Below are 22,577 nucleotides of genomic sequence, written 5' to 3'. Positions count from 1 at the left end.
TTGCTCTTCCCTCCTGGGCTTGTTCATTTTTTTAAAACTACAGCTTTACTTCATCAGTATAGAGGGGACATATATGGTAAGTTAGAAGGAGTTGTATTGAAGTTGTAAAAAGAATGCCTACTCGTTAATTACAGTGGTCACCCTATTTTGAATGAGCTTTGCTACTGCTTCTGGTGTCTTTTGTCCCGAGAAGTAGGCTCTAGACTCTTCCATCAATATCTCAATCACTTTAGATTCCTCAATCGGTACTGAATATTTTGCGGTTGTCAGAAACTTCTCCAATTCATCAATATCCTGTTGTGTAATTTCATAGATAGCGTCCTTCAACGGCCCCCATGATGGCTGACCAGAACCGACCTTTCCCTTCTTTAATACCTTCTCCACACCCCACTTATATGACGCTTTATTTATAGGAAAGCCGCTTGAGTGCTCCCTCATTTCATCCGATATGACAAATTTCACAAAATCCCATGCTTCCTCCTTTACGTCCGACTTTTCGTTAATACCCATTGTTACAAACGTTCTAAAAAAACCTCCCGATTCCTGGTCTTTTGCATTAGGTTTCAAGTATAATTTTGACTTGTATTCTGAGCCGCTCGTGCTTGACAGATTCGGTTTCAATAGTTGGACATAGGTCGATGGCGAGTTGATAACAGTTTGTTGAAAAATGACCCCATTCGCATCTGGGTCTATCACTTTTTCGTCCACCAGATGTTTTACTTCCTTGAGCAGATCGATAAAGGGGGTAGAATCGAAGTTAGCCTTTCCGCTCTCGACATCAACAAACTTTGCATACTGGTCTTTGACTAAATTGCCAAGCATGAGTTCATCAGTGCCAGTAATTAATAAGGTTGTTAAGCTTAATCCCGCTGGATTATCTTTTGATTTCTTGGATATTTCCTTCGCAATACTCGCCAACTCACTCCAATCCCAATTGCTGGCGTCGATCTTTACACCGCTCTTCTCGATCATTGCTTCATTTCCAATAAGTCCATAGAGGGAGAAGCCAACCGGCATACCATATAGCCCTCCGTTTATTTTTATTCCGTCCAAAATGTTACTGAAATATTGCTCCTTCTTAAAGGTCGTATCCTAATCGATCATCTCACCTAGGTTCGCTATCAGCTTCTTGTTCACATAATGATCGATTGGCAATTGATCCATATCTAGTATGTCAGGCCCCTTACCGGCTAACATAGCTGTTCCTGTCGTCTTTACGAACTTCTCTTTCTTTTCCATAAAGTCGGAGTCATTGGATTCGATATTCTCTATTTCGATTGTAATATGAGGATTTTTGGCTTCATATAGCTTCTTTGCTTCTACAAAAAAGCTAGACTGATAAAAGGTAGAGAGTACAATCGTTTTTTTGTCCGTATTATTCTTCTTACCATCTGTCCCATTCTTAGGAAAATTTGTTGCTTTCTCGTCAGTTCCTGTCGAAGTGTTTGCTTGTCCATTTGCTCCATTACCTCCATTGCTGCCACTCGGGCTGCTGCAAGCAGAAACGACGACCATTATAATCGCATTGAATATCAGCATCTTTTTTTTCATTGTTGTTCTCCCTTCCTGTAATTAGCAGACTTTTCAAAATACAGCTGTACTTCATCAGTATAGGGAGGATATATATGATAAGTTGTATTGAAGTTGTAAAATTAATTGTCCCAAAATAACAAATAGCCAATCGCATAAACGATTGGCTACCTTGCTATAGTTCTCTATTTATCGTCCTGCTTATTACTACGTATAGTAACTAAGCAGCGCCATTACATCCTTGCTGAACTTGACAACCTTTTCTGATCTCACATCAACCATAACACTATATTTCAAGTCATTTCCATCCTCACTCATTAATACAATTCCGAAACGTTGTTCCATTTGGTAACTCTTTATTCAATTTGAGCTCAGATAGTGGGTAGCTCCCCTTTGCCTCAATAAATTGATTAGCAACTTCAATTATCATTGCAAAAAGCACCCCTTATCATCTTCATCGTCCTAAGCATCAGGGTTGTCCAATATCAACTATATGGGGTGCACTTCAAATGAGTGATGGTCTTTCTACGAGAAACGTGTAATGACCCGCCTAAATTCAATGATCTCTTTTATGAATGATCCTAGTGATCCTAGGTAATTGGATGTCTCTACACTCTCTACTACATCTCGTTTTCGATCCGCTTCATGAACTCTTCAGCGGCACTGTAGTCGCTGCTTGAGATCCCAATTGTTCGCCGTTGCCACGAACAATCAGGCCACGTGGCGTCAGCAAAAAATTTCGCCCTACTTATGATAAGGTTCACCACGCTCGATCTTAAACTATCCTCCCAAATCTCACAAAGTCTTCGCTCTAAAATTCCTTCGTCCAACCTTACCATGATGTGGATGTCAGTTATGCTGCCCGACAGGATCTTTGTCCGTATTTTAGTTGTTTTACCGGGCCTATCGGCATAGTCACCGAAATACGCCCGATATACGAACAAGAGTTTTTTCTTAAATGAACATCTTTTTTCCGTAGCCTTTGTTTCTCTGCATCTTTATTTTTTTGTTCTTCCTTCCGACATGCAGCATTTCGATTTCTTTCTTCAATGAGTTGACTTATAACCTCCGGTAAGCTATTACCTGCTACTGTACAACTCTCGTTTTAATTACTCTAGTTCCGCTTTTAACTCAATTGGAACTTGTATAGGTGTTCGAGACATGTTCTCCCCCTTGTATACATATTACCGATCGCGGCGAGCTGACGAGGCGCAAATATGTATACATTTCACCCTGGCTGCAGCGGCGCCGGTTCGGCCAGCAAAGTATGATAATTTAATTTTGAGTCGGACTCTCAGTCAGTGGAGTCGGGAGAAATCACATCCCATTTTCCAAACAGCGTTAGACCCGCCGCTTTTGCCAGCGACACAGACGCCAGGTTATCGAGCTGGCATCGGTACTGGGGTTCGTACCCCTGATCACAGGCGTACTTGCTGATTGAACGCACCACTTTGCGGGCGTGACCTACCCCTCTGAAGGGCATCAGAGTCAGTACGCCGAGATCCGCAATTTGCGCATCCTCCCAGGGATACATACTGGCGGCGCAGATCAGGCGGTTTTGCTCAAAAGAGCCGAACACTCCCCAGTGATCCAATTCCACATATGCGTCATCCAAATCTTGTTCCGAGGCGGAGGATTGGAACTCAGAGAAAACCGCATCATCTTGCTCTGTTAATCGGCGCAAGTCACCTTCCAGGTTTTCTTGCAGCAATTCGTTCTTATCGACTTCTGAAAAATAAAAAAGATAATCTGCGCCATGCAGAGTGACTCCCGCGTCATTCAATTTCCGGCGGAAGGTCGGCTCAGACAAGTCTTGTCCTTGATAGAGGCCTATCTTATCAGCCAGCGCAGGCGTCAGGACTGCCCTAACCCAGCCGTCGGAGGTTTCCAGAATCATGACCCGACTTTCTTCGCTCAGGTCAGGGTTGATGGCGACAGTAAAGACTTCATCGCTATAGAGGACGTATCCGTTAAAAAATTGCGCACCCCAAAAGTCACTTATCGTTTGTGAAAATAAAGGCATATTTCTTACTCCCCCTATAATTTAACGCAGCTAATCCCCAAAGCATGATTTTTTTTCGGCCAAAACGATCTGATAATAGTCCAAACAGTAAGCTTCCAAAAGCAAAACAAAACGTAAACATGCTGCTTATCCATACAGTTTCACTTTCTGAAACCAAAAAATCCTTTGATAGTACGGGGATTAAAGGCATTGTAACATATAAGTTTGACATAATTACCAATCCCGCAAAAAACAATATCAATATAATGAAAGAATTAGGTTGTGCTGTTTTATCTAACTTCTTCATTCATTTTATCTCCTCTTAAAATTTAACTACTCAACTTAACGAAGGCCGGCAGCTTTCGTTGGGAGCTTTACGTTGTTTAATTATTTTTATCTGATATGAACTGTTTTAATTTATCAATATGAACAGCTCCAACAATTTTATCGATCGGCTCACCGTTTTTAAAAAGAATCGTAGTTGGAAGACTCATAATTCCATAATGAGCGGCAGTATTTGGTTGTTCGTCTACATTGATTTTTAGCACCCTCACTTCTGTGCTATACTTCTCCTGATCGAGCCTCTCGAGTATAGGTGCAAAAGAGCGGCAAGGTCCGCACCAAGTCGCCCAAAAATTAACTAATGTAAACCCTTCATTTTTCAAATCACTTTTAAAGGTTGAATCCGTAGAGTGACAAATAGTCATGTGTATCTTCCTCCATTTCATAATTTTTCACACATTTAAACAACAGCTTACTGTTCTGAATCCGAATTCGGAGAGCCGTATTATTTTCAAAAATGATGAATCGACTGGATATCATCACCTCCTTTAAACTTAAACAACACGTCTGAAACCGAATGTATTTGGAACGTACATCCCAATTTAATTTTTTCAAAGATATCGAAGATATATCATGTCTATAATTATCCCGTAGGAGAACTCCCCCGAATTGTAAAATATTCCTCCGTCAAATCCATATTTACGCTCATAGCAGTTTGGCTGCCATCCCCTGCAGCAAAAACCACTTGGGAAGGAGCCACGTACGAAGCATCTCCGGCGATATATAAACCAGGTATTGCGGACCTCCCCTTTCCGTCCGTTTTAATCCCGCCAGAGGTCGTCATTTCACAGCCTAATCGTTCTGCGAACGGAACACTTTGCACAAATTTAGGAGTCACGAAGCCGCCAGTCCTCGGAATTTGAGTTCCGTCTGCAAAGCGAACATGTTCAAGCTGCCCATTTGGGCCAATGAAAGCTGAAATAGGTTGTTCCATCACCACAATATCCATTGATTGAAGCTGCTTTTTGTGCTCATCTGACAGAGACGTCTTGCCGTTCGTACAGACAACCAAATCCTTGCTCCAATTGAAAAGCAGTTTAGCCGTATGAAATAAGTTTGGATATTCGGAAACAACAACAAGCGGTTGATCTTTGAGCTCCCAGCCGTCGCAATAGGGACAATTGAACAAGCTTTTCCCGTAAAGCGGATCAAAGCCTTCAATATCTGGATATATCTCCTTTACGCCTGTTGCCAAGATCAGTTTTCGCGCTTGAAGGTGAAGGCCAGCAGAATCAACTAATTCAAATCCGAATTGGGTAGTGTCAACGGAAACAACTTCGTTTTGAAGATGATCGACTAACGGATAACTTTTAACCTCCTCAAGAGCAATTTTGCGGAACTCGGTCGGCGTTACACCGTCTCTCGTAATAAAGCCGTGAGACGCATGTGTAACGGCATTTCTGGGTCGATTGTTGTCAATGATAGCTACGCTTCTCCTTGCCCTTCCAAGGATGAGGGCTGCATTCAACCCGGCCGGTCCTCCACCAATAATGGCGCATTCGTAAATCATGACGTTCAACTCCTTTATATAGATTTTAAAGACTTATTATATCTATGATTGGACAAAAAATCTTTCACGGTGTAGCAACTGCACACCTCCTTTCAATATAAAATGGCTCAACCTTAAACCCGCGTTTGCTTTTGGACCAGATCCGTCAACTTCGTGTTTTTAAGATGGCTTTCCATTTTTTCTTCCGCTTCCTTCATTACAGCTTGAATCGAGCATTCGTCGCCGTGAACAAAATCACATTCAAATAAGGATGCGGTGCCCTCAATAGCGTGGATAATATCCAAAAATGTAATATCGTCTTTTTTGCGAGATAAGCGATATCCTCCGTTGACTCCGGAAACAGACTCGATCATACCTGCTTTCACGAGCCTTGTTAAAATTTTGGATAAATAGGTTGGTGAAACACCTTGTAATTCTGCTAACTGTTGAACACCTATCGGCTTAACCGGAGAAGCGTCAAGGAGCGTGAGCATGGTGTGCAAAGCATAATTTGTTGCTTTTGTAAATCTCAATGTAACACCTCATTCAAAGACTTATTGTGTCTATAATATCCTCCAAATGGTTAATGTGTCAAGTTATACATTTTCATGAAATCCACGAGACCATTTAGATTTGTAATTAAAGGACTGATTTCATCGATGAGCCCATAATTCTTTGCTTCATGCGCATCCATAAAATTATCGCGATATATTGTCATCATTTATTGTAATATTTTCTATTCGTATTCTGGAAGTGTTTTTGGATTAATGGGCTATTGCATGAACAGCAAAACTTTAATTCGCAGTCCAACCAGTATCAAATAAAGCGGCGAGACACCACCTACTTTGCGAGTTGGATCGAAATGGGTTCACACACTAAGCTTAATGCTAAACTGTTGGCTGAACAAGCGAAGCGTGTTCCGAATTTGTTCGAATCGGACATTCATTATATATACGATGGTTCGAGCACAATTACCTTATGTCTAGAAACTCAAGGGCCTGGCGATTTTTCTTTACCTGGAGGCAATTACCTTTCTATGCAAAGCCTAATTCTTGAAGATGATGAGCTCGAACAAATGATTGACCAGCTGTACGACTATGCTACTGCACAATCATATACTATAACGGGGCCCCTTATCCTTATTGAAAGATCCTATTTATCGTTATTTAGCAGCAAGAACGAGTTGCATTACGAGTTGCAATTGTTGATCGAATCGGCTACAAAATCCGAAAGGAGGAACAATCATGACTACAGTACCGATAACACTTGAACCTATGCAGACCAAATATAATCTACAGGTCGGCCACCTACTTGTTCACGGGTTTCGCGGAAAGTTTCAACACTTGACGAACATGAATGATGACGATCTCGCTGTTTTTTTCGAAAATCTGTTTGAACATTTCCCTACCGAACCGGCAAGTCAAAGAATGGTCGCCCTGCAAGATGGAGAAGTGATCGGAACGATATCTATCAAATGGAAGCCCGAATCTGACAAAAAGCAAAAGCAAGAGTTTCCTTCGTGGAAGAGCTTCAATAGGTTGGGAAAATGGAACCTGTTAAAAATGCTGATCGGGTTATCTTTATTAGATCATAAACCACAGGCTGGAGAATGTTATATTGCAGACATTGTTGTACATCCGGACCATCGAAGTAAGGGGATTGGAAAGTTATTATTTCAGTGGGCGCAGCATTTTGTGCAAACTGAGCCACACCTAGATGTGCTGAGCTTGCACGTCGTAGGTAGTAACCCACGTGCCAAGCATCTATACGAACTCCTGTCATTCCAGACTCATTTACAAAAGAATAGCTTAGTGCGGCATCTATTTTTCAAAGAATCAAAATGGGATTATATGGTTTTAAATTTAAAATGATATGTAAGGGGTTATTGTAACAACCCTATATGTTAGCATGGCGGCTTCAATGGGTGCCTTTTTATTAGCAAATGGAGCGAACAGGTTCCCTGTTGTCAAAATAAGAGCAATTACAATGGTTCCACACAATAATGAATATGAACAAGTTTAACTACAAAAGACCGTGCATTTATTGACGGTCTTTTGTACGCATAATGAATATGAAAAAAAATATTGAACTAACCCAGTGTAAACTATGCCCTTCATTCCAAGCTCTGTAACGGTAAGTTTCCATGTATGCTACTTACAATTCAAAATAGGCAGGAATAATCAAATCAATCCGATATTAATTTTGAATAGATATTGAGATCATTAAACTTTCCGTCTACTCTTTCATATTGTCTTAGTGTTCCTTCAAACGTAAAGTTTAGCTTTTGTAAAAGTTTTATTGAATTCACGTTTTCGGGTTCAACTTTTGCTTCGATTCGATTCATCTTTAAAGATGAGAATGCGTAATCTAACAAAGAATAGATAGCTTCTGAAGCATATCCTCTTCCCCAAAATGACTTAGCAATGTCATATCCGATTTCTGCTTTTGCATTTTCAAAATCCAAGGAATTAAAACCACAAGAACCTATGATTTCATTGGATTCTATTTTAATTATGGAGAAACGAATAGCTTTGCTGTCTTGAGAAAGATCATCAAGGAGAGTAATCATTTCTTTTGCTTGATTTTCATTAGTGAAACAACTAACATTCATAAATTTAGTAACATCTGGATCAGACCAAATTTTAAACAAGCTAGACGAATCCGATACCTTCATTTTTCTCAAATGTAAACGTTCTGTGTGTAACTCTGTAATCAATACCTTTACCTCCATTATATTTTAATAGTTAGGTTGAAAATATTGACATCTGCGCATAGTTCAGTCCCTTCATTTTTGAAGATAGTTTCATTATACGAGAGGTTATAAGCTTTATCTACGCTTAATCCCCCAAAAGCATAATTATCAATGCCGCTTCATCATTTTCTGCTTTACCACTATGTGTGATACGGTTCACCGCGTATGATCTTAAACTATCTCTGGTTGTTTGAACTATGACAAAATATTTGTTATTTCCTATATCGCTGCTAATTTTAAAGCTTGCTCTTCAGCTTCTTTATATCCTTTTTTTAATACTTCTTCTCTGTCCAGAACAACTGTTCCTTGAACTCGAATTGTTTCAAAATCTTCGATACCAAAGTAATTAAATATGGACTTCAAATATTTATGTGAGTATTCCACTTCGGTATACCAGTCATCATTGGTATAGATTGATCCACTAGCTTGAATAACAACCATACTTCTTCCATCTTTTAGAAGACCGACCGATCCAGTGTCGGTATATTTAAACGTTTCCCTTGCAATCATAATATTATCCATGTAATCCTTTAGTTTTGATGGGATATTAAAGTTATGCAATGGATAAACAATTACATACTTATTAGCACTTTTGAATTGTTTTAAAATCTCATTCATGCGGTCTGTAACGTCTTTTTCTTGACTTGTTAATTCTTCACCTTTTCCTTGTTTCGCCCATGCTAGTAAAACAGTTTTATCTAACATGGGTACTTCATCGTCGTATAGATTAATTTGTTCAATAACTTCGTCATTTGGATGCTTCTCTTTGTATACTTTCAAAAAGCAATTAAATACATCTAGACTTGCTGAGGTTTTAGAATCAAATTCTGGATGTGCATTGATAATAAGTAGTTTACTCATGGAAATCCCCTCCTAAAATGAAAGTTCATTTACATTAATCGTCGATCATATTAATCATCGATTAATATGATCGACGATTAATGTAGTCTATAATAATACTTTCCTAATTGTATGTCAATTTATACAGCGATGTGATTATGTGAATTTACAAAATGAAATTGATGCTATACTATGTTTTTGGTAAGCCTATTAACATGAAGGTAGGTGATTTAATATATGCAGTATAGTGTTATGGTTGAATATGCTTTGCATAGCCTTGTCTATTTAATAGACATACCAGAAGAGGAGTGCATAGGAATAAAGGATCTTTCAGAATTTCAAGGGCTTTCAGAAACGTATCTCTCGAAAGTTTTCGGTAAATTGTCTAAGGCTGGTATTGTGAGTTCTACACCTGGTGTAAAGGGAGGATATAAATTAGCTAAGACCCCTGAGGAAATTTCGTTTTGGGATGTAATTGAAGCGGTTGAAGGAAAAAAAACTATTTTTCAATGTAAAAACATATTAAAAACGAATTTAATGTATAGAGATAATGAAGAATGTACTTCATGTACTCAAAGCAATCCTTTATGTACGATTAACTTGACAATGCTTGAAGCAGAAGAGCATATGCGCAAGGTTCTACGTAATAAAACTCTTGCTTGGTTAAATAAGGAACTGGATCGTGTTTTACCTGAGAAAGTGCGAATAGATAGCGAAAACTATTTTAAGAATACAAATTCAAACTAAAGCAATACAAAAATTTATAATAAAATGTATTTGCAAAGTACTACTCTATTTATTACACTAACCTACCCCTTAGCCCAATTGACGAGGGGGACGTGAGAAGGATCCGCCGACGCGGATCCTTCTGCTGTTTTATTGAGCTATCGTTACCCGTTAGCCATACACTTCCTGAAGGACTAGGCGTCTCGCCGATCGTTCGAGACAGCCTTGACGAAGCACTTATTGTAGTAGAAAACCTCCCAGCCACAGCTGGAGCCATTCTCATTGAAATGGCACAAACCGCTTTTGATAAATCCTTTGTTGTTGTCCTTGCAACTGCGACAATCATCCTTTTCGTCGCTGCGTTTATGGTCCGAGCCATAACAAATCGTACAAAGGCTCTGGACAATAAGGATTAATACCTATCTACTGAAAAGCTGACTACTGGTCAGCTTTTTCGACCTTAAATGGGTATTCACCAATATGATAAACCCGAGCCAGTATAATCAATCATTGTACATAATCTTCTTTTAAAATACTGTATATTTCTAAATCGACGACGCCCTTGCCTGACCATAATGTTGCTTGTCTTAGCATACCCTCTTTGATGAAGCCATTCTTCAATAGGACTTTCTTAGAATTCTCATTTGCTGGCATGACTTCAGCTTGAATCCTATTAACGTTAACATCCGTAAACAAAAATTCTACTAGCATTCTAACCGCCTCAGTAGCAATCCCTCTTCCCCACTGCGCTTCCGCCAAAAAATAGCCGATCGACACCATATTTATCTTGAGATTGAAATCGAGTAGTTCAATAATACCTAGTAATCTATCAGAATCAGTACTGGCGAATACTCCCCACTTAACTCTAGACCTTTTAGTAAAGTCTCTCTCAAAATGCCCTATCATATTCTTTACAGTATCTCTATTGTGTTTCGGTATTATGCCACAGTATTCAAAAACGTTGTCATTACTATAAATCTCATACACATCATCAAGATGATGATCTTCTATCTTCTTCAATACGAAATCATCTGATTTTAGGATAGGAAACTGCTCAAATACGACTTCTATGTTCATTCCATCTGCTCCCTTTCTTCTTACCAATTGTATATTATAACCAAATTATACAACGTAGATTGAAACAATGGATAGATTCATAGCATTACTGAAAACTAATCATAGAAATACAAAAAAACCGAGAACCAGATTTTACTGGCACTCGGTCTTTTCATATTCAATCTATTTTATAATAAACAATTTAACTTGTTGAAATCCGAATGAACTAACACTTTGTTGGCTTCCTGGGATAAATATATCAATTCGATTACCCTTTATAGCAGAACCTGCGTCTGTTGCTGTTGCAACAAAGGCATCGTTAGGAAGACCATTATGACTATGGCCAGTAACTAATACTTTCGTACCCATAGGAATGACATTAGGATCTACTGCGATCGTACCCAATTTAAGTGGATTACCGAAATAATCAACGGCACCCCATTTACCATTCTCACTTGCTGCAGCAGAGTATGCTGTTGCTTTAACTTGTACTGTTGAACTATAGTTAAATGTTTTACCCCAAGCTTCCACTACTTTTTGATCTGGTATAACACTCACCGTAGATGCTGTTGATTTCACAGCACTAGCAGATACCGTGTTCTTCACGGTTGGAATGTTTAAGTTAATACCTGCATAGATGTTATTCACCGTTGTATTCGGATTCGCATTCATCAACTTATCAAGACTTACACCATATTGCTGAGATAATTTGTAGAAGGTATCTCCGTCTTTGGCTACATGAACTGTATCTGCGTGAATCGGTGTATTTTGGACGACCAAAGCAACGCCCATTGCAGCTACCATCATTTTAATTTTTTTAAATTTCGTATTCATTGTTAGTGTTCCTCCTCGTATTAACGCCTGCGAAGTTAGCTGTCGGATTCGGATTGGGAGTCAACCCTACGCACTATCATTCCATGCGATTCACCCCAAGGTGAGTAGAACCGGTAAATACTGTTCTTCTACACGCTAATTACATCCCCCGCACTTTCTCTCTGAAAGTTTTGGCTCAACAAATATATCACAATTTTGTAACCAGTAAACATGTAAAGATTGACAACAAGCCTTTAACAGCGCAGATTCGCATTTTTTCCGCACAAAAAAACAGACGTATTGATGACATATTCGTCATTTTTACGTCTGTTTTTGTATGTTGATACGATACTACAATACTTTACTTAAGAACTCTTTTGTACGAATATTCTTCGGATTATTGAATACTTCTTCCGGAGAACCTTGCTCCATAATACGGCCTTCGTCCATGAATAGAATCCGATCTCCAACTTCACGAGCAAATCCCATCTCATGGGTAACGATTACCATCGTCATACCTTCATGAGCTAGTTTCTTCATGACTTCAAGAACCTCTCCTACCATTTCAGGGTCAAGTGCTGAAGTTGGTTCATCAAACAACATCACATGTGGCTGCATAGCTAGAGCACGTGCAATCGCAATACGTTGTTTCTGTCCCCCTGACAGTTGATTCGGGAAGACATCTTTTTTATCAGACAATCCAACGGTTTGAAGCAACTTATTTGCAATGACTTCCACTTCTGATGCAGACTGCTTCTTCACCGTACGTGGTGCGATCATAATATTCTGTCCAACGGTCTTATGCGGAAATAGATTGAAGTTCTGAAACACCATACCCATTTTCTCACGAGTTGAGTTGATGTCATGCTTAGGGGCCGTAATCGACTCCCCTTCGAATAATATTTCTCCAGAAGTCGGTTGCTCAAGCAAATTTAGACAACGAAGAAATGTACTTTTACCTGATCCCGATGGACCTATAACTACGACAACTTCTCCTTTGGAAATGTCCAAATCAATTCCTTTAAGGATTTCTATATTCCCATATGATTTATGAAGATCTTTAACGGTTATCACTGGCACTCAACTTCCTTTCCAAAGCATTCAATAACTTAGACAACGTAAACGTTAATACAAAATAGATTACCGCAGCAATAATAAATGGGTTAAGACCTTGGTACGTAATGTTCTTAACAACGCCTGCTTGATACATAATATCTACCATCCCAATAACCGAGATTATCGATGATTCTTTAATAATCGTAATAAATTCGTTCCCGATCGCTGGAAGAACAGCTTTGAAAGCTTGAGGTAGGACAATATGACGCATCGCTGTTATGCGTGTCATACCAAGCGAACGAGCCGCCTCCATTTGCCCTCGATCCACACCTTGAATCCCCGCTCTAAAAATTTCAGCTAAATAAGCTGAACTATTAATAGATAAGGTAATAATACCCGACTGTAGTGGTGAGAAATTAACTCCGAACGTTAAGGCAAGACCGTAGTGAATAATCATAAGCTGTACGAGCATTGGCGTACCGCGTAACACCTCGACATACGCTGTTCCTAACCACCTCACGATACGAATGTTCGTCATGCGTGACAAAGCTATAAATAGACCAATAATGAAACCAAATAATACACCTAATGCAGACAAAAGAAGAGTATATCCAATCCCTTTGATATAATAATCGCGAAATTCCCATGCCGTATTAAAGATGTTTCCAGACTCCTCTTTTGCTGCAAGAATACTGGCTTCTTTAACCATTTGTTCAATAGCACCTTCACTCTTTAGACGAGCAAGCGTACCGTTTATAGCATTCACAATCTCTGTATTACCCTTTTGAACACCAATAGCAGCATAGGATTCAGAATTCGTTGGCATAGCATCTGCAAACACGATTTCTGAGTCTATGTATCCTGTACCTACAGTGTCTTCTACAATAATGGCATTAACACGTTTTGTTTTTAGTTGCAAAATAATGTCAGGAATTTTATCTATCGAAGTTAATTGTGCACCTGAAATCGTCATCCCAATTTCTTCTTGGATAGATCCTTTTTGAACACCAATCTTCTCGTTCTTGAAATCTTTCATGGTTGTGAACTTGTCTTTATCTTCTGCCCTAACGATCATAGCCTGACGAGCCATATAATAGTTATCAGAGAAATCAATGCTTTGACGACGTTCTTCTGTCGGTGTCATGCCTGAGATAACCATGTCCACCCTACCGCTTTGTAAAGCAGACAGAAGGCTATCGAATCCCATATCCTCAATGACTAATTCGGCTCCCATATCTTTCGCAATTTCCCTCGCTATAGATATATCGAACCCAACAATTTGATCTTTCCCATCGATTCTTTTGTGAAATTCATACGGCGCGAACTCAGCACTTGTGCCAAGAATCAGTTTTTTATTCACAGCCGTTGTAGCATCTTCAGCACTAGCGGTTAATACACCCGTAGTTAGTAAGATGACGGCACTAAGTAGAAACGCGATAATACGAGATATTTTCTTCAACTTTCTCTTCTCCCTTACTTTGTGACTGATAATTGTATTTTTAGAACAAGAACAATCATAAGTCAAAATGTATGATTATGCAATGGTATTCACTAGGAATTCATAAATAGAGCCACATACACATACAAAATTATACAAAACGATTGCATAGACTACTAAAATTCATTCATGGTATACTATTAAGCATTGTTAATCATTCAAACAGAGGAGTTGCCTATATGAGTAGCAAAAGTACAATTTCCAACACAATCGATCATAACGCATCACGATTTAAAGAAATATCACTATATATCGGAGCTAATCCGGAACTTGGTAATGAAGAATTCCTTGCCTCCGCTCGCTTGAAAGAAGAACTTACATATCACGGTTTCAGCGTAGAAGCTCCTGTACTGGGCATTGAAACGGCTTTTATCGGCACCTATACTTCCAAGAAGTCTGGACCTACGATAGCGCTGTTATGTGAATACGACGCACTTCAAGGTCTTGGACATGCCTGTGGTCATCATCTCATTTGTATGATGAGTCTAGGAGCAGCTGTCGGTCTGAAATCCGTGATTGATGAGATTGGAGGTACCATCCGTGTATTCGGTACTCCAGCTGAAGAAACACGCGGTGCAAAGGTTCCTATGGCTGCTGCCGGTCTTTTTGATGATTGTGATATCGCACTCATGACGCATCCCTTTTATGCATACGAGAAATCAGGACGATCTCTTGCTATTGATGCGATCCAGTTCGAATTCCATGGTAAATCATCACACGCTGCTGCAAGTCCTCATGAAGGAATCAATGCGCTTGATGCCGTCATTCAAACCTTTAATGGTATAAATGCTTTCCGTCAGCAAGTGAAGAGCTCCGTACGCATCCATGGTGTTATTAACCACGGTGGTGAAGCTGCAAACATTATTCCTGATTATGCTTCCGCTCAATTCTATGTTCGCGCTGCAACACGTAAGGAATTGAACATTCTAACCGAACGTGTGAAACAAATCGCACAAGGTGCTGCGCTACAAACAGGTTGTACATTAGACATTTCAAATTATGAAACATCCTATGATGAAATGATAACGAACGAGCATTTGTCAGATACGTTTACTGCAAACCTTGTTGAATTAGGAATCAGCCCAGAAGAAATTAACACAGGCAATGATCATGGTTCCATGGATCTAGGTAATGTATCCTTATGCTGTCCAGCTATCCACCCTTATATTAAGGTCATTGACGAAAGACATATGCTACACACGCCACAATTCCGTGATCTTGCTATGGAAGACCTAGCCTTAGATGGCATGATTCTAGCAGCCAAAGCTTTGGCGAACACGGCTTATGACGTGATAACCAAGCCTGAGCTTCTTGCGAGTATTCAAGCAGAGTTCGAACAACACAAGTAATAAGTTAAGCAGATTGTTCAACTGCATAATAGCTTGTGCATAGAAAAATGAAGGTGTCTCAAAAGTCATTGATGAAATGACTTTTGAGACACCCTTTTTTTGAAGGACGTAAACAGATGGTGAATCTGCTACTGCATGTACCAACAAGAAGCTTCCCTATTGCCCTGTCACTTGTTCATAAATATCGATATACTCAAGCGCGGATACACCCCAGCTATAGTCACCACTAAAGGCATTGTTCGTGACTTTACGCCAATGTTCCGGCTGATGATAGAAAGATACCGCACGACGAATCGTATGCATCATATCATGTGCATTAAAGTCACTGAAAGTGAATCCATTTCCTTCACCCGTGAACTCGTTGTAAGCATGTACCGTATCATTCAAACCACCTGTCTCACGAACCACCGGAATGCTCCCGTAACGCAGAGCCAACAACTGACTGATCCCACATGGTTCAAATTTCGATGGCATTAGGAAGATGTCACTTGCCGCATAACATTTGCGCGACAATCCTTCATTAAAGGTAATTTGTGATGATAGCTTGTTGGGATAACGCTTTGCCGCTTCTCTGAACCACTGTTCGTAGTACGCGTCCCCTGTACCGAGGATAACCACTTGAACTTCATCATAATGTAGCAATTCATCTAAGGTTCTAATGAGCAGATCCAGACCCTTAGAGTCCACCAACCGAGTAACCATAGCAATCAGTGGAATTTTGGGTGCGATGGGAAGATGAAGTTCTTTTTGCAACGCTATTTTATTCTCTCGCTTCTCGTCTAAGTTAGTCTGATAATTAGAATGTATGTACGGGTCATTCGCAGGATTATAACTTTCAGCATCAATGCCATTGATGATCCCGCTCAATTTGTCCCCTAAGGATGTTAACAGGCCCTCTAATCCGTAACCATAATGCGATGTTTGAATTTCTCTAGCATACGTAGGACTTACCGTCGTAACATGATTGGAGTAACTAATTCCTGCTTTCATAAAGCTAGCATTGCCGTAGTATTCTACCCCTAAGTAATAACGATTCCCTAGCCCCATAAGATCATTCAACATGTCATACGGAAATATGCCTTGGTATAACAAATTATGAATTGTAAATACCGTATGCATTTCAGCATAAAAAGGATCATTTCGATAATCTGCTTCTAACAATAAGGGGATCATTGCTGTATGCCAGTCATGGCAATGCAATATGTCGGGTTGGAAATCCAATTCGCGAACAACTTGTAATATTGCCTTATTGAAAAAAGAAAACCGCTCTCCATCATCCATATATCCATAAACGTTGTCACGTCCAAAGTAATATTCATTATCGATAAAGTAAATAGGAATTCCTTCATGAATGATTCTTTCAATGCCGCAATATTGGCGTCGCCATCCTAATTGTATATACACTTCGCCAACATGTTCCATCGCATCACAATATTGTTGAGCTATGCCACGATACTTAGGAAGAATCACGCGCACGTCCACGCCGCTATTGAGAAGTTCTTTTGGAAGTGCGCCTATCACGTCAGCCAGTCCACCTGTTTTAATAAAAGGTGTGGATTCTGCAGCTGCAAATAATACTTTCATTTAGTTATTCTCCTTCACAATAAATTCATTTCGTCATTCTTGGTTCCTTTTTGTAGACCAACATACTCAGCGGAGGAAGGGTCAGTACAACGCTCTGTTTCTGACTATGATAAGGTATCTTTTCAGTCTTAACGGAAGTATCCACCATTAATCCTTCTCCCCCATATTTCAGGTTATCACTATTGAATACACATTGATACTGACCTGCTCTCATGATTCCAATACGATAGTTCTCTTGTGTAATAGGTTGAAAATTAATAACAATGATAAGATCATCCGTTTGCTTTTTCCCTTTACGTACATATGAAATTACACTCTGTGAGTGATCATCCGCATTTAACCATTGATACCCTTCAAACCCATGATCAAATTCCCATAATGCTTTCTCATTCATATAGAAATGATTCAAATCTGAGGTGTACTCTTTCGTCTGCTTATGTTTATCATATTCGAGCAACAGCCAGTCCAATTGCTCTTGATCTTTCCATTCAATAAATTGTCCGAATTCTCCGCCCATGAATAGCAGCTTTTTGCCTGGATGTGTCATTTGATAACCGAGTAAAATGCGAAGTCCGGCGAATTTCTCCTCATAACTACCCGGCATTTTGTTCAACAGTGACTTCTTCCCATGAACCACTTCATCGTGTGACAACGGAAGAGCAAAGTTCTCGGAAAACGCATAGCAGATCGGAAACGTTAGTAAATGATGTTTAGATGGACGCTCCGAGAAGGACCTTTCGATATAATCTAACGTATCGTTCATCCATCCCATATTCCATTTGTAATTAAAGCCTAATCCATGATCTTCAACGGGAAGTGTAACACCAGGCCAAGCACTCGATTCCTCAGCCATCATTAATGTATGTGGATGATAGTGGAATATCGCAGTATTCAGTTGTTGTAGAAAAGAAATAGCCTCCAAATTCTCAAGTCCGCCCGCTTCATTCCTCTGGTATTGATCTTCCCTTTTCTCGAAATCAAGACGAATCATGCTAGTTACAGCATCTACTCGAAGCCCATCAATATGAAACATATCTAGCCAAAATAGTGCATTTGAAATCAGGTATGAGACAACTTCTGGTTTCCCATAATCAAAAGAAAGGGTTCCCCATCCCGGTTTCTCTGCCTTATAGGGATCACTATACTCAAATAATGGTGCACCATCAAACATTCGTAAACCATGAGCATCTTTAGCGAAATGCGCCGGAACCCAATCCATGATGACACCAAGTCCTGCTTGATGACACTCGTCCACCAGAAACATGAAATCATGAGGCGAACCAAACCGACTCGTTACTGCAAAAAAACCAGTTCCTTGATATCCCCACGAAAGATCGTATGGATGTTCACTTAGCGGCATAAACTCTATATGTGTATATCCCATGTCCTTAACATAAGGAATGAGTATGTCCACCAATTCCCTGTAAGAATGTAAAGAACCATCCTCTTTTTGCCTCCAAGTACCTAAATGAACCTCATAAATGTTAAGTGGTTTGTTGAAAGGCTGCTTTAATTTTCGGCGCCAAGCCGTGTCATTCCATTGATACCCTTCTATCTCCGTTACTACGGATGCCGTTGCTGGTCGCAATTCAGCTTGAAAGGCGTACGGATCAGCCTTAAGAAAAGATTCACCATCTGGTCCAGTGATATGGTACTTGTAAATAGTTCCCAGGGTTATGTTAGCAAAAAAGCGAGTCCAAAAACCAGATTTGGGTATCTTATATAATGAATGATTACATCCATTCCAAGCATTCTGATCGATTGCTAATCCCACATGGGATGCATGAGGAGCCCATACTGTAAACCGAACACCAACTTGTCCATCTTCTAAAGCCGGATGTGCTCCAAGAAAACGATAACTATGATGTGAAGTTCCTTCATGAAATAAATATATGTCTTCCGATGAAATCTCATCGACTGAATTGTTATGTTGAATCAACATACTAATCACCTTCTCCATTATGGTTTGTACATCCTATTATTAACCTATTCCAATCATCTTGAAAATATATATGATATTTAACATCAAATTTTGTAATAATTCATGATTATTTCAATATACTCGTTTCATGTGGGTTAAAAGATGTTTACACATAGATCATCATTGATAATAATTAGGGAGTGACGTAACTTGATTAAAAAAGAATGTATTGCCATGCTGCTTGCAGGTGGAGAAGGCCGAAGATTAGCACCCTTAACTTCAGAAATGGCCAAACCGGCAGTGCCGTTTGGTGGTCATTATCGTATTATTGATTTTCCATTAAGTAACTGCGTGAACTCCGGAATCGGAACCGTAGGTGTCCTTACGCAATATGAAGCTAGTTCATTACATGAACATATTGGTAACGGCGAACCTTGGGGTCTTCAGACGGTTGGGGACAACGGTGTTTCCTTATTACCCTCCTATCGTACGGGGCATGAGTATTTAGGTACAGCAGATGCCATATACAAGAACATTGAATATATCGATCGCAACAATCCAGAACATGTTCTTATTCTTTCCGGTGATCACATTTACCATATGGATTATAGTGATATGCTACAACAACATAAAAGTAAAGATGCTACAGCAACCATTTCTGTCATGGAAGTACCCTGGGAAGATGCTAGTCGATTTGGAATTTTAAGTACGAATGCTGATTTACAGATCTCTGATTTCAAAGAAAAACCAGCACAACCTGAAAGTAACTTAGCTTCCATGGGGATATATATTTTTAAATGGTCTTATTTAAAAAAATTATTATTGGATGATGCATCTAACCTCAAATCCACGCACGACTTTGGGAAAGATATCATTCCATCGATGGTAAACAATCAAGATCCACTGTTCGCTTACCGCTTTAATGGCTATTGGAGAGATGTAGGTACGGTAGAAAGCCTGTGGGATGCACATATGGACTTATTGGATGACAAGGTTGAATGGGAGTTACATAAGAGCAACTGGCCTATGTACAGCCGTCCGTGGATAACGAAACACAGTCAACACAAGGACAAAGTTGGTACCCTTTCTAATTGTATGATGTCTGAGTCATCCACATTAGATGGTAATGCTGAGAAGTCAGTCATCTTTTGTGGCGTCGAGATTGGTAATGGTTCTGAAATTAAACATAGTGTCATTATGCCCAATGTCAAAATTGGACGAAACGTGATTATAGAACATGCTATCATTGGTGAAGGTGCTGTCATAAAAGATGGTTCGGTAATAAAAGGATCTGCTAATCATGTGCTTGTAGTGGGTCCACGTGAGATTATATTCCCTAAACCAACTGTACGAACACAACCTACGCGACTCCTACAAGATGTACTTGAGAAATCCGCACGTCTTAGTGCACAAGGATTATAAAGAAATAAACAACAATAGCGAATTCCTAGTGGGATTCGCTATTGTTGTTTTTATTGTTCATTTTAACTTAATTTGTAATTAAAGTACACTCTGGTAAATGATGTTATCATTCTCATTAGAAAGGGGTAACATAACGGTTACAATGGTTCCTTTACCGAGTTCACTCTCAATGACCATTGTCCCTTGATGTTGTTCGACCAGTTGCTGCGATATCGCAAGACCAAGACCCGTTCCGCCATTCAGCGGATTCACTTGAAAGAAACGGTCTCTAACTCTATTCAAATGCTCCTCACTGATGCCTAATCCAACATCTTGAACTTCAACTTCAACTTGTTCAGGATAACAATTCAACACGATTTGGATGATACTGTGCTCTTCTGAGAATTTTATTGCATTATCAACGAGGTTTAAGAATACTTGCTTAAGGCGATTTGCATCCCCAAACACAATTGGATTCTCATCTGATTCTAATATTAGCTTAATATTCTTCTTCTCTGCTTTCGTCCACATATTCAACATGATTTCCTTAAGGAGCTCTTTGAGAGGTACATTACCCATGACCAGTTTCATCTCATTTTGTTGAAGTTTGGAGAAATCCAGAATTTCTTCTACTAAACCAATAAGGCGTTCTGTCTCTTTGGAAATAATCTGCATTCCGATCTTCGTCTCATCAGGATCGAATCCGCCTGAGTGAATCGTCTCACTCCAACCCTTAATACTAGTGAGCGGTGTTCGAAGTTCATGAGAAATCGATGAGATGAAGTCATCTTTAATCTGATTGCTCCTGACAATTTCCTGAGCCATATGATTAAGCGTGCTTGCTAGCTCACCTAATTCATATTTATAATCACCCTTCACTCTTGCTTTATATTTCCCTTGTGCCATTTGCGCAGATACGGCTGTGATATTATTCAGCGGTTTAACAATTGAATTCGCGAGCCCAATACTAAACGCAAGAACAACGGCTAATACGCCAGCACCAATGGAAATAGAAAGTAGTGTCACATTGAAAAGTTTGTCATTTATCGTTTTTAAAGAAGTAGTATAGCGCAGAATGTATGTATCTCCCCCGCCAAATTGTATTAATTTAGATACCGCCATGACATCCTCATTCGTAGAAGGTTGTCTTCCTACCCATCTACCAATATTCCCAGAGATAGCTTGGGGGACATCACTTGTCGTAATGGACGCCTCTGAAAGGAATTCCGTCGTATTAATTAACACTTTACCCTTCGTATCAAGAACCTGAAGTTCTGTCCCCGTCAATTTAAAGTTCGCCAGTATATCTGACAATAAATTAACATTTTCTTCCTCGTATAGACGGAATTTCTGGTAATAATCGCTAGCGTTACCTGCACTTTTAGATATGTGATTAAATACACTGTCGTAATAATACGTTCTTAACGTTAATAAGAAAATGACTTCCACCAGAAGAAGCGCTGTAAACACTACAATAAAGTAGTGAAGAACGATCTGTCTGCTTATACCCTTCTTAATCATTGCACAGTGCCCTTCCACTTATACCCATGTCCCCATACGGTTTGCAAGAATTCTGGTTCTGAAGGATTCTCTTCAATTTTTTGACGTAAACGACGAATATTCACATCTACGATCTTAGGATCTCCCATATACTCTCTACCCCATACGTGATCCAGGAGGACATCACGACTCAAAGGCGTCGTCTCTTTTTCTAGGAAAAATTGAATGAGTGAGAACTCCGTAGGTGTTAGTTCAATGGAAATGGCATTCTTTTTGAATTGTTTCGTAATCAGATCGAGCGAGAATGGTCCAGAGTGAAAACTTACTTTCGTCGAACTTTCCCGATGAACATTCACACGTCTCAACAAAGATTGAATTCGCGCGATCAATTCTGTTGGGCTAAAAGGTTTACTGACATGATCGTCAGCCCCTACAGACAATGCATAAACCTTATCTTGTTCTTGCACTTTAGCTGTTAAGAAAATAATCCCGATCCGTTCATTACTTTCTCTAATCCGTCGGCACACTTCAAATCCATCAATACCCGGCACCATGACATCTAAGAGGGCAATATCAATATCAGGTATCGTTGTTAATTTTTCAATGGCTTCATACCCATCGGCGGCTTCTACAACTTCAAACCCATTACGTTTTAAATTAATGACGATAAAGCTACGAATAGACTCCTCATCTTCCAATATCAATACTTTACTCATCC

At 39.6% G+C, this 22,577-nt stretch carries 25 protein-coding genes and 1 riboswitch; of the genes, 6 read left to right on the top strand and 19 right to left on the bottom strand.

Features of this window, described 5'->3' with window-relative positions:
- Positions 1–117: 117 nt before the first annotated feature.
- The 9 genes from BW961_RS31155 to BW961_RS31895 form a co-directional block, all read right to left on the bottom strand.
- A complete protein-coding gene (locus BW961_RS31155) occupies positions 118–1,056 on the bottom strand; it encodes an ABC transporter substrate-binding protein (protein WP_280175195.1) in 939 nt (312 codons plus the stop codon).
- 36 nt (positions 1,057–1,092) lie between these two features.
- Entirely contained in the window at positions 1,093–1,551 is a 459-nt protein-coding gene (locus BW961_RS31150; RefSeq protein ID WP_244555918.1) for a type 2 periplasmic-binding domain-containing protein, read from the bottom strand.
- A 186-nt stretch (positions 1,552–1,737) separates the two neighbouring features.
- The gene (locus BW961_RS30425; protein WP_156510126.1) at positions 1,738–1,875 is read right to left on the bottom strand and encodes a hypothetical protein; all 138 of its coding nucleotides are present in this window, start codon (positions 1,873–1,875) and stop codon (positions 1,738–1,740) included.
- A 949-nt stretch (positions 1,876–2,824) separates the two neighbouring features.
- On the bottom strand, positions 2,825–3,553 hold the full coding sequence (locus BW961_RS09985) for a GNAT family N-acetyltransferase (protein ID WP_068585234.1): 729 nt from the start codon (positions 3,551–3,553) through the stop codon (positions 2,825–2,827).
- Entirely contained in the window at positions 3,525–3,839 is a 315-nt protein-coding gene (locus BW961_RS09980) for an MFS transporter (RefSeq protein ID WP_068585238.1), read from the bottom strand. The genes BW961_RS09985 and BW961_RS09980 overlap by 29 nt, the downstream gene beginning before the upstream one ends.
- Before the next feature lie 76 nt (positions 3,840–3,915).
- A complete protein-coding gene (gene trxA, locus BW961_RS09975; RefSeq protein ID WP_068585241.1) occupies positions 3,916–4,239 on the bottom strand; it encodes a thioredoxin in 324 nt (107 codons plus the stop codon).
- 218 nt (positions 4,240–4,457) lie between these two features.
- The gene (locus BW961_RS09970) at positions 4,458–5,384 is read right to left on the bottom strand and encodes an NAD(P)/FAD-dependent oxidoreductase (RefSeq protein ID WP_068585244.1); all 927 of its coding nucleotides are present in this window, start codon (positions 5,382–5,384) and stop codon (positions 4,458–4,460) included.
- A 113-nt stretch (positions 5,385–5,497) separates the two neighbouring features.
- On the bottom strand, positions 5,498–5,896 hold the full coding sequence (locus BW961_RS09965) for an Rrf2 family transcriptional regulator (protein ID WP_068585246.1): 399 nt from the start codon (positions 5,894–5,896) through the stop codon (positions 5,498–5,500).
- Between the two features lie 50 nt (positions 5,897–5,946).
- The gene (locus BW961_RS31895; protein WP_425298677.1) at positions 5,947–6,081 is read right to left on the bottom strand and encodes an ATP-dependent Clp protease proteolytic subunit; all 135 of its coding nucleotides are present in this window, start codon (positions 6,079–6,081) and stop codon (positions 5,947–5,949) included.
- Positions 6,082–6,225: 144 nt separating this feature from the next.
- Here BW961_RS31895 and BW961_RS09955 point away from each other — a divergent pair, with 144 nt between their 5' ends.
- Entirely contained in the window at positions 6,226–6,633 is a 408-nt protein-coding gene (locus BW961_RS09955) for a hypothetical protein (RefSeq protein WP_211269763.1), read from the top strand.
- Positions 6,608–7,234, top strand: a complete 627-nt coding sequence (locus BW961_RS09950) for a GNAT family N-acetyltransferase (protein ID WP_068585248.1) — start codon at positions 6,608–6,610, stop codon at positions 7,232–7,234. Before BW961_RS09955 ends, BW961_RS09950 begins: the two co-directional genes overlap by 26 nt.
- Positions 7,235–7,548: 314 nt before the next feature.
- Here BW961_RS09950 and BW961_RS09945 read toward each other — a convergent pair whose 3' ends face one another.
- The gene (locus BW961_RS09945; protein WP_068585252.1) at positions 7,549–8,079 is read right to left on the bottom strand and encodes a GNAT family N-acetyltransferase; all 531 of its coding nucleotides are present in this window, start codon (positions 8,077–8,079) and stop codon (positions 7,549–7,551) included.
- Positions 8,080–8,334: 255 nt separating this feature from the next.
- The gene (locus BW961_RS09940) at positions 8,335–8,976 is read right to left on the bottom strand and encodes an FMN-dependent NADH-azoreductase (protein WP_068585254.1); all 642 of its coding nucleotides are present in this window, start codon (positions 8,974–8,976) and stop codon (positions 8,335–8,337) included.
- 216 nt (positions 8,977–9,192) lie between these two features.
- On the opposite strand from BW961_RS09940, the gene BW961_RS09935 reads away from it, so the two are divergent.
- Positions 9,193–9,702 (top strand): RrF2 family transcriptional regulator, encoded by a 510-nt coding sequence (locus tag BW961_RS09935; RefSeq protein WP_068585256.1) that lies wholly within the window; start codon positions 9,193–9,195, stop codon positions 9,700–9,702.
- Between the two features lie 92 nt (positions 9,703–9,794).
- The gene (locus tag BW961_RS09930) at positions 9,795–10,097 is read left to right on the top strand and encodes a hypothetical protein (protein WP_068585260.1); all 303 of its coding nucleotides are present in this window, start codon (positions 9,795–9,797) and stop codon (positions 10,095–10,097) included.
- Between the two features lie 91 nt (positions 10,098–10,188).
- Here the strand turns inward: BW961_RS09930 and BW961_RS09925 are convergent, their stop codons facing one another.
- The 4 genes from BW961_RS09925 to BW961_RS09910 form a co-directional block, all read right to left on the bottom strand.
- Complete coding sequence (locus tag BW961_RS09925; protein WP_068585261.1) at positions 10,189–10,758, bottom strand: GNAT family N-acetyltransferase; 570 nt, start codon at positions 10,756–10,758, stop codon at positions 10,189–10,191.
- Positions 10,759–10,920: 162 nt separating this feature from the next.
- Positions 10,921–11,571 (bottom strand): 3D domain-containing protein, encoded by a 651-nt coding sequence (locus BW961_RS09920; RefSeq protein ID WP_068585264.1) that lies wholly within the window; start codon positions 11,569–11,571, stop codon positions 10,921–10,923.
- A 9-nt stretch (positions 11,572–11,580) separates the two neighbouring features.
- Positions 11,581–11,757, bottom strand: a riboswitch (cyclic di-AMP (ydaO/yuaA leader).
- A 144-nt stretch (positions 11,758–11,901) separates the two neighbouring features.
- Positions 11,902–12,624 carry an amino acid ABC transporter ATP-binding protein gene (locus BW961_RS09915; protein WP_068585267.1) on the bottom strand — a complete coding sequence of 241 codons (723 nt, stop codon included), beginning with the start codon at positions 12,622–12,624 and terminating at the stop codon, positions 11,902–11,904.
- The gene (locus tag BW961_RS09910) at positions 12,611–14,065 is read right to left on the bottom strand and encodes an ABC transporter substrate-binding protein/permease (protein ID WP_068585271.1); all 1,455 of its coding nucleotides are present in this window, start codon (positions 14,063–14,065) and stop codon (positions 12,611–12,613) included. The genes BW961_RS09915 and BW961_RS09910 overlap by 14 nt, the downstream gene beginning before the upstream one ends.
- Positions 14,066–14,283: 218 nt before the next feature.
- On the opposite strand from BW961_RS09910, the gene BW961_RS09905 reads away from it, so the two are divergent.
- Entirely contained in the window at positions 14,284–15,453 is a 1,170-nt protein-coding gene (locus tag BW961_RS09905) for a M20 family metallopeptidase (protein ID WP_068585273.1), read from the top strand.
- Positions 15,454–15,609: 156 nt separating this feature from the next.
- Here the strand turns inward: BW961_RS09905 and glgA are convergent, their stop codons facing one another.
- Both glgA and glgB read right to left on the bottom strand, forming a co-directional pair.
- Positions 15,610–17,037: a glycogen synthase GlgA gene (glgA, locus tag BW961_RS09900; protein ID WP_068585277.1), complete on the bottom strand. Its 1,428-nt coding sequence runs from the start codon at positions 17,035–17,037 to the stop codon at positions 15,610–15,612.
- Between the two features lie 25 nt (positions 17,038–17,062).
- Positions 17,063–18,997: a 1,4-alpha-glucan branching protein GlgB gene (gene glgB / locus BW961_RS09895; protein WP_244555917.1), complete on the bottom strand. Its 1,935-nt coding sequence runs from the start codon at positions 18,995–18,997 to the stop codon at positions 17,063–17,065.
- Between the two features lie 171 nt (positions 18,998–19,168).
- Between glgB and BW961_RS09890 the strand changes: the two genes are divergently transcribed.
- On the top strand, positions 19,169–20,380 hold the full coding sequence (locus tag BW961_RS09890; RefSeq protein WP_068585279.1) for a glucose-1-phosphate adenylyltransferase: 1,212 nt from the start codon (positions 19,169–19,171) through the stop codon (positions 20,378–20,380).
- Between the two features lie 78 nt (positions 20,381–20,458).
- Here the strand turns inward: BW961_RS09890 and BW961_RS09885 are convergent, their stop codons facing one another.
- Together BW961_RS09885 and BW961_RS09880 are read right to left on the bottom strand one after the other, a co-directional pair.
- Positions 20,459–21,880 carry a sensor histidine kinase gene (locus BW961_RS09885; RefSeq protein ID WP_068585282.1) on the bottom strand — a complete coding sequence of 474 codons (1,422 nt, stop codon included), beginning with the start codon at positions 21,878–21,880 and terminating at the stop codon, positions 20,459–20,461.
- Positions 21,877–22,575: a response regulator transcription factor gene (locus BW961_RS09880; RefSeq protein WP_068585287.1), complete on the bottom strand. Its 699-nt coding sequence runs from the start codon at positions 22,573–22,575 to the stop codon at positions 21,877–21,879. The genes BW961_RS09885 and BW961_RS09880 overlap by 4 nt, the downstream gene beginning before the upstream one ends.
- Positions 22,576–22,577 lie beyond the last annotated feature (2 nt).

The sequence above is a fragment of the Paenibacillus macquariensis genome, from assembly GCF_900156375.1.
In the GTDB taxonomy this organism is placed as follows: Bacteria; Bacillota; Bacilli; order Paenibacillales; family Paenibacillaceae; genus Paenibacillus_AQ; species Paenibacillus_AQ macquariensis.
The sequence above is the reverse complement of the archived record's forward strand: the minus strand, read 5'-3'. Positions and strand labels throughout refer to the sequence as shown.